The organism is uncultured Veillonella sp. (genome assembly GCF_934230905.1).
In the GTDB taxonomy this organism is placed as follows: domain Bacteria; phylum Bacillota; class Negativicutes; order Veillonellales; family Veillonellaceae; genus Veillonella.
Genome location: NZ_CAKQFJ010000049.1, coordinates 1 through 6559, shown reverse-complemented (window position 1 = coordinate 6559; position 6559 = coordinate 1). Strand labels below are relative to the sequence as shown.

At 37.6% G+C, this 6559-nt stretch carries 6 protein-coding genes; 5 read left to right on the top strand and 1 reads right to left on the bottom strand.

What is annotated here, in order from left to right:
• Positions 1 to 178: 178 nt before the first annotated feature.
• Positions 179 to 931, bottom strand: coding sequence for a methionine synthase (locus Q0E20_RS09280; RefSeq protein WP_295999365.1), 753 nt, complete (start codon positions 929 to 931; stop codon positions 179 to 181).
• A 420-nt stretch (positions 932 to 1351) separates the two neighbouring features.
• Here Q0E20_RS09280 and Q0E20_RS09275 point away from each other — a divergent pair, with 420 nt between their 5' ends.
• The 5 genes from Q0E20_RS09275 (at position 1352) to Q0E20_RS09255 (ending at position 6018) form a co-directional block, all read left to right on the top strand.
• Positions 1352 to 2125, top strand: a complete 774-nt coding sequence (locus Q0E20_RS09275; protein ID WP_295999362.1) for a ParA family protein — start codon at positions 1352 to 1354, stop codon at positions 2123 to 2125.
• Positions 2126 to 2306: 181 nt separating this feature from the next.
• A complete protein-coding gene (locus Q0E20_RS09270) occupies positions 2307 to 3218 on the top strand; it encodes a ParB/RepB/Spo0J family partition protein (protein WP_366509625.1) in 912 nt (303 codons plus the stop codon).
• The gene (hydF, locus tag Q0E20_RS09265; protein ID WP_295999357.1) at positions 3218 to 4471 is read left to right on the top strand and encodes a [FeFe] hydrogenase H-cluster maturation GTPase HydF; all 1254 of its coding nucleotides are present in this window, start codon (positions 3218 to 3220) and stop codon (positions 4469 to 4471) included. Before Q0E20_RS09270 ends, hydF begins: the two co-directional genes overlap by 1 nt.
• Positions 4465 to 4986 carry a DUF4446 family protein gene (locus tag Q0E20_RS09260; protein ID WP_295999354.1) on the top strand — a complete coding sequence of 174 codons (522 nt, stop codon included), beginning with the start codon at positions 4465 to 4467 and terminating at the stop codon, positions 4984 to 4986. Before hydF ends, Q0E20_RS09260 begins: the two co-directional genes overlap by 7 nt.
• A 78-nt stretch (positions 4987 to 5064) precedes the next feature.
• The gene (locus Q0E20_RS09255; RefSeq protein WP_295999352.1) at positions 5065 to 6018 is read left to right on the top strand and encodes a M23 family metallopeptidase; all 954 of its coding nucleotides are present in this window, start codon (positions 5065 to 5067) and stop codon (positions 6016 to 6018) included.
• Positions 6019 to 6559: the final 541 nt, after the last annotated feature.

Here is a 6559-nt window from a genome sequence, read left to right as displayed (position 1 = left end):
CAATTATCTTTCTAAACTATTCTATATGCGGGTTTTCAATCCACTAGTTCATTATAACAATTGCATCTTTTCGATATCATAAATAGATTGTTTCACGTGAAACATTTTTGCTTGCATATGGATATAATAGTACAGATACACAAGGTAATGTTTCACGTGAAACATTGTAAGTTAAAAGTTATTCTGTTGGTTGTGATTTCATAGAGATGCCAGATGCTTCAGCAGTAGTCTTACTTGACTCTGATTTCGGAGCCTCTGCTTTTTCTGGTAGTTTACGAGATTGGCAATCTTTTTGTGAACAAGAGCTACAACCGCGTTTTGTAGTTAAGCATTGATCGCCAGGCATTAAGCCTATGATAGCTGTTACAGATTTTCTTGGGAATAATAAATAATTGTCTGTAACTTGTAGACCAATTTGTTCTGTTTTTATAATTTTGCCAAGTTCTGGTTGTATTTCTAAAGGCCAGTTGCCATATCCTGGACTAAAACGCCATGTAGGTGCATAACCTTGTTTTTTAGCAATGTTATTGATCACTTCGTTAACTTGGTCGGCTACCTGTTCAACGGCTGTTGTTGCAGCTGCATCTAGTAGCAATCCTACAGTATAATTACCTTGCTTAAATAATTGTTCACTACGTCTTTCTACATCTTCACCAACTGTGACACCTAGTACGTACACCTTTGTTGATTTTTCAAGATGCTTTTCAATGATAGAGCCTTCAATTTTAAGTGGCGGATTACTTAGAATGACTTTGTTTTCCGCATCGTAGTCATATTCTTGATACACACCTTTTGGTGTTGCTAATAATTGAATTTCTTTACAAGCTTCGTCGACAAATTTTTCAGGAAAATCTTCGGCGTGACGGAGTCCTGCATATCGCTTTACTTCATCTTTATTGATGACGGGAAGCATTCCGTTATAAATGGGCATGAGAAACGCCTCCTTTGATAACTCTAATACAAATAGGTCATATACAGTTAAAATGTTAAACCTATTAAAATACTGTCTTTTATAAGTATAAATATATCTATATATACTGTAAAGGCTATAACTTCATATAATTTATTAAGGGGCGTCCATAGAAAAAAGTTATATATAAATAGATATGATTTTTTATGTGTAAAACTTGGCAGGATATTTGATGGGGTTGAAATTAGTATTAATTGTTACATGATTAATCGTTAGTTTATTTATATAGTTGTTGTGTAATGTTTCACGTGAAACATTATTGTATTATTTTAATGTTTTAATTGAAAAACCATGTTTATACCTATAAAGTTCTATTTCTTTTGCGTGCCCTATGTTATAATGAAATGAAATATTTTTGAACGTAAAGTTGAGGTGAATTTTGTGGGCAAAGTAATAGCAATTACTAATCAAAAAGGCGGTGTAGGTAAGACTACGACATCTGTAAATCTCAGCGCTTGTTTAGCTGATGCAGGCAAAAAAGTGTTGTTAATAGATTTAGATCCGCAAGGTAATGCTAGTTCCGGGTTAGGTATTGAAAAAGATGATTTGGAACTATGTATTCACGATGTATTAATTGATGGAGAAGATATTACTAATGTTATTCAACCTACAATGCTTAAAAAGCTATTTGTCGCGCCCGCAACAATTCAATTAGCGGGTGCTGAGGTTGAATTAGTAGCCGTTGTTTCACGTGAAACAATTTTAAAGAAGGCTATTGCTACTGTGCGTGATACGTATGATTTTATCATCATTGATTGCCCACCATCTCTAGGTTTATTAACATTGAATGCTTTTACGGCTGCAGATAGTGTTTTAATCCCTATTCAAACTGAGTTTTATGCATTGGAAGGTGTTAGCCAACTTGTTAAGACTATTACAATTGTACAACAAACGTCTAATAAAGAACTTGAAATTGAAGGTGTGTTGCTCACAATGTTTGATGGTCGTACTAATTTATCTGTACAAGTTGCAGATGAGGTAAAAACATTCTTTGGTACAAAAGTATATAAAACGATTATTCCTCGTAATGTACGCCTTAGTGAAGCACCTAGTTATGGGGAACCAATTATTGTGTATGATCCAAAATCAAAAGGGGCAACTGTGTACACGAAATTGGCAAAAGAGGTTATTCGGGATTCAAAGAAAACAAAATAATGTAGCATACTAATAAAGTATAATAGTATAGCGTAAATACTAAATAATAATAGTATAATGGAAATACTGGTATTAACTATAATAATGAATATGATTATGTAATGTAAGCACAAACTGTATATTGGTTTGTGCTGCATTTTATATATGACGGTGTGAAAGCACTAATAGATTGGGGTTTATTATGGCGATGAAACAGAAAAAGGAAAGAAAAACATTAGCGGCAATGATGGGAGAGCAGTCTATAGAAACAGCCTTGCCTGAACGTGAGATTCATGAGTTGCCAATTGGAGAGTTGATTCCTAATGAAGATCAACCACGTAAGAATTTTGATGAACAAAGCTTGGCTACATTAGCTGAGTCTGTTAAAAATTTAGGTATTTTTCAACCAATCGTCGTTCGTAAACAAAAAGATAAATACCAAATTGTAGCTGGTGAGCGTCGTTATCGAGCAGCTTTGATGGTTGGTTTAGAAACAGTTCCTGTAGTTGTTAAAAACTATAATACTGAGGAAATGACAGAAGTCGCTTTGGTAGAAAATTTACAACGTGAAGGTTTGGATCCTATCGAAGAAGCTTTGGCCTACCAAGGTTTGATGAATACCTATAAACAAACACAGGAGATGATTTCTGCACGACTTGGTCGTAGTCGCTCTTATATTGCTAATATGATGCGCCTTTTAAAATTAGCTGTTTCTGTACAAAAGGATTTAATTGAAGGCGATTTGACCGTTGGTCAGGCAAGACCTTTGTTGGCTTTGCGTAGTTCTGCACAACAAGTCGAAGCTGCAGAACGCATTAAAGAAGGGGAATTAAGTGCCCGTCAAGCAGAGCAGCTTGTAAAAGCGATGATGTCTAAAAAAACAAAATCCAAAGAAACTACAGAACCTCATAATACAGCTGAAGTTCGTGCATTAGTAGATCGCTTAAAGTTGAGTTTAGGTTCTCCAGTATCTATTAAATTCCGCGCTGGTAAGAAGGTACAGGGAAAGATTGAAATTACCTTTGGATCTGAAACTGAATTAGAACGTCTTATTGCATATATGGATGCTCAAGAGAGCACAGAACATGAAGAAATAATGGAGTTTCGCGTATAATGGAACAAACACCAAAGGCTAACCGTGTTCATATTGGTTTTTTTGGCCGTTGTAATGCGGGTAAGTCTACATTAATTAATATGCTTACGGATCAACCTGTATCCCTTGTGTCTGCAGTGGCGGGGACTACAACTGATCCTGTTAGCAAATCTATGGAAATATTGCCTTTAGGTCCTGTTGTTATTACCGATACAGCTGGTATTGATGATACATCGGAATTGGGCGCTCTCCGTATTGAAAAATCCGAAGAGATTATAAAAAAAATTAATCTTGCTGTATATGTGCTACGTAATGATGAAGCGCCAACGGCAGATGATATGATGTGGCTTCATAAGTTGAAGCAACATAATGTACCGATTGCTTTATTCATCAATGAAATTAATACATCTCATGGTGAATGTGCTGACACTTATCAACGTTATATGGAAGTTCATTCTGATTTGTCAGCTATTGCTACTGTAGTTGGCTCTACGGACTTTACATCGAATCGTGATCGACTTACATTACTTGATTTGTTAGGTGGTTTAACGCCGCTAGATGTAGAGGGTGAGCAATCTTTATTACAAGGTTTAGTTGAACCAGGCGATACCATAATTTTAGTATGTCCTATCGATTCAGCAGCTCCAAAGGGACGCTTAATTTTGCCTCAAGTACAGACAATTCGCGAGATTTTGGACCACAAAGGACTTGCCTTGGTATGTCAAACAGAAGAACTGCCAACCATGTTAGGTAAGCTTTCACAAAAACCAAAACTTGTCATTACAGATTCGCAAGCATTTGAGGCGGTGAATGCGTTAACGCCAGCGGATATTTCGTTGACATCATTCTCTATTTTGATGGCTCGGTTTAAAGGTAAGCTACAGGACTTGGTAACCGGTGTGAAAGCTCTTGATAACTTGAAACCGGGGGCGCGTGTGCTCATTAGTGAAGGTTGTACACATCGTCGTCAATGTGATGATATTGGAACTGTTAAAATTCCTATGTGGCTCAAAAAGAAGGGGCATACGGATTTACACCTTGAATTTACAAGTGGTGGTGCATTCCCTAAGGATGTAAGTGGTTATGACCTTATTATCCACTGTGGAGCGTGTATGTTGACGCGTCGTGAAGTGTTGCGGCGCATTGATTGTGCTGTTGTACAAGGGACACCTATTGTGAATTATGGTGTACTTATTGCATCATTACATGGTATACTAGAACGTGCTATTAGTCCTTTTATGGACGAATTAGATAGAAAGGGTTTTGAATGTTAGAATCTATACAACCCTATATCGGTGTATTGGGATCTGCATTAGCCATTATTTTATTGGTATATTGCATTATCCTCCACATTAGATTGGGGAGCTTAACGAAGAAGTTCAATTTCTTTATGCAAGGTGAAAATGGGGCTAGCCTAGAGCGTAAACTTTCAGTAGAAATTACTGAAATTCGTGAGGCTGCTAAAGGATTGCAGGATATGATTACGGAACAAACTCAAATCCGTAATATTCAAGGCAATACGTTGCAAAAAATCGGCTTTAAGAAGTATAATGCATTTGATAATATTGGAAATGATTTGTCGTTTGCCCTTACATTGCTTGATGGTAATAATAACGGGGTATGCATTTCTAGTATTTATGGCCGTAATGACTCTCGTATTTTCAGTAAACCCATTGTGAAAGGTAAAAGTCTTGTTAATCTTTCACAAGAGGAACTAGAAAGTTTGAATGAAGCGCTTGGAGAACGTACAAATGAGGAAGCGTTAGCAAGTGTTATCCATGCTCAATAGGCAAATCGCTTTGACATGTTCGTATAGAGTGTACATGCATAATGAATTGAGGAAAGATTAGAAGTAAGGAAGACATCTTTGAAAGTACCAAGTATTTTGAGTTCTGTAGTGTCTCATGATGGTGATCATTGCACCATTACGTTGAGTCATAAACAAGCGAAGATTGTGGCTGTTCTAGCTGTCATCTTATTTGTAGCAGCACTTGTTTTATCCATTTGGGGCATTGCACGACAAGCAGAAATCGTTCAATTGCGTCAACAAACACAATTGCAAACAGAACAACTAAAACTGTTACAACAAAAAACCGAAGTGTTGGATAAGAAAATCCAAAACTTAAATCAAATTAGTGAAGAAAATAAAAAAATGTTGAAGGGTGCTGAGTCTGGCACACCATCTCAAGGTGGTAGTGATGGCTCTGACCCAAAGCAGGAAGCCGCTAGCGATGAGGATGGTCCCACGCTAAGTGCGGCACAACTTTCAGCAAGATTATCTAAGTTGGATAAGAATGCACAAAAACTGTTGGTTAGTTTCTATACTATGCGCAATATTTTGCGTGATGGTGGAGCCCAAGACATTGCTGCATTGCAACAACTAAACTACACGACTGGTTCTGGTGGTTATGCTAATAGTACAACACCAAGTATTTGGCCAAGTAAGGGCGTTATTACATCGCCTTTTGGTAGTCGTGTCGATCCTGTAACTGGTGCTGCTAGCGCATTCCATGAAGGCCTTGATATTGCCGATGATTATGGCACACCTATCGTTGCTACTGCAGCGGGTACCGTAACATTTGCAGGCTACACTGAAGGTGGTTATGGTAACCTTGTAGAAATCGATCATGGTAATGGATTTGTAACTCGTTATGGTCATAATAGTGCCGTCCTTGTTACACCAGGTATGAGCGTTAAACAAGGTCAAGTCATTGCCCTTATGGGTAGTACTGGTAAAAGTACTGGCGCACACGTACACTACGAAGTGCGGATTAATGGGTCCGCTGTTGATCCCATGGTATTTTTGCCAATTAGTAATTAAATATGCCATAAAACGGGATACCCCCTGTTCGAAAGCCGACACGCTACTGCGCTTCGCGGAGCCCGAAGTCGTTTTCGGACAGGGGGTATCCCTTTATGCGTATTATTAATTACTAAACTGGCGGGAGAAGGGAAGCTACTGCGCTACGCGGAGCCTAACGATTTTTTTTACGGGTTGGGTGGGCAGGAGGTTCATATACCTTAATTAATATAATTCTTGTATAGGATTGGAATAGATATCTTATTTGTGAATTAATGGGAATAATAAATCTGTTCTTCATATATAGTTAGCATACTAATTAAAAAGGGATGAGGGGCCTGAAAAAATGACTTTGGCCCTGCGAAGGCCGAAGGCCGTAGTCAGATCCGGCCGGTGGAGTTTTTTCGGGTCCCTCATCCCTTATGTTTGTGTATGTAATTGTAATAAGGAACAGATTTTTATGTACTATATTGCATAATAAGGATATGTAAGAGCATAATACATTTGTGACAAGTAAATAAAAAATGAGAAGGAACTCTGTTATAATGAAGTTGCTCAATCC